This window comes from Mesorhizobium sp. M7A.F.Ca.CA.003.01.2.1, from assembly GCF_003998945.1.
GTDB classification, from domain to species: domain Bacteria; phylum Pseudomonadota; class Alphaproteobacteria; order Rhizobiales; family Rhizobiaceae; genus Mesorhizobium; species Mesorhizobium ciceri.
In genome coordinates, this window is the sequence record NZ_RZRA01001128.1 from 1 (window position 1) to 1,571 (window position 1,571).

The window sequence follows — 1,571 nt, forward strand, 5'->3', positions numbered from 1 at the left end:
AATTTGAACGATTTCCCGCAATAGTTGCCGCAACGACACGCCGCACCGGCTTGATCGCCGGCGGGCTTGCAAAACCGCTGGGATCGCTGCTCAACTCTGCGCATGAACCAGCGACTCCTCCAGGCAATCGATGACAGGCGCGACGACGTCGTCGCGCTGACCGCCGAACTGATCCGTTTTCCGACTATCAATCCACCCGGCGAGGCCTACCGGCCATGCGCCGAATATCTCGGCGCGCGGCTGAAGAAGAGCGGTTTCGAGACCGAGTTCATCCGCGCCGAAGGCACGCCCGGCGACACCGACCGCTACCCGCGCGTCAATGTCGTTGCCCGTTCCGAAGGCAGGTCGCCGGGCGCCTGCGTCCACTTCAACTCGCATATCGACGTGGTCGAAGCCGGTGATGGCTGGACCGTCGATCCCTTCGCCGGCATCGTCAGGGACGGCAGGGTCTATGGCCGCGGCGCCTGCGACATGAAGGGCGGCCTTGCCGCCTCTATCATCGCAGCCGAGGCCTTCCTGGAAGTCTTCCCCGATTTTCCCGGCGCCATCGAAATATCCGGCACCGTCGACGAGGAATCCGGCGGCTTCGGCGGCGTCGCGCATCTGGCCAGGCTCGGCTATTTCTCAAAACCCAGGGTCGACCATGTCATCATTCCCGAGCCGCTGAACAAGGACCGCATCTGCCTCGGCCATCGTGGCGTCTGGTGGGCGGAGATCGAGACCAAGGGGGAGATCGCGCACGGCTCGATGCCGTTTCTCGGCGACAATGCGGTGCGCCACATGGGCGCCGTGCTGCGGGCTTTCGAGGACGAACTGTTTCCCGCGCTCGACCGCAAGATGACGCGCATGCCGGTCGTGCCCGAAGGAGCAAAACGCTCGACCATGAACATCAATTCGATCCATGGCGGCCAGACCGAGGATTTCCGGCCCGGCCTGCCGTCGCCCAACGTGCCCGACTCCTGCCGGATGACCATCGACCGCCGTTTCCTGCTCGAGGAAGATCTCGACACCGTCAAAGGTGAAGTGACCGGCATTCTCGACCGGTTGAAACGCGAGCGGACAAAATTCGACTATGAAATCCGCGACCTGATGGAAGTGCTGCCGCTGATGACCGAGCGCGACGCGCCGGTGGTCAAGGCGGTTGCGCAAGGCATCATGGCGATCTTCGACCGCGAACCCGATTATGTCATTTCGCCCGGCACCTATGACCAGAAGCACATAGCTCGCATCGGCCATATCTATGATTGCATCGCTTATGGGCCTGGCATTCTCGACCTCGCCCACCGGCCGGACGAATGGGTCGGCATATCGGACATGGTGGAATCGGCCAAGGTGATGGCGATAGGGCTCAACGTGCTGCTGCGCGGCACAGCCACGGGATAAGGTGTGCACCGCGACAAGCTTCGACTGCCGATGCGGTCGCCAGGACAAAAACATTCCCGGCCACGCCAAGGGGCAGAACGAAACGCAATTTACTCCGTGGCGAAATCACGCTTCTATCACTCGGGTTCGAGCACGTGTCTGAACGCATGGGGAGTTGCACGATGAAATTGTGGAAAACCATTCTGGCG

General features: G+C 61.9%; 1 protein-coding gene. It reads left to right on the forward strand.

Annotated features, from left to right (window positions below; all coding sequences use genetic code 11):
• The first annotated feature begins 102 nt into the window (after window positions 1–102).
• On the forward strand, window positions 103–1,383 hold the full coding sequence (locus EN969_RS30440) for an acetylornithine deacetylase/succinyl-diaminopimelate desuccinylase family protein (protein ID WP_063168179.1): 1,281 nt from the start codon (window positions 103–105) through the stop codon (window positions 1,381–1,383).
• Window positions 1,384–1,571 lie beyond the last annotated feature (188 nt).

Coding starts and splice junctions, on each gene's coding strand:
- EN969_RS30440 (WP_063168179.1), top strand. CDS start 103: ATGAACCAGCGACTCCTCCAGGCAATCGATGACAGGCGCGACGACGTC.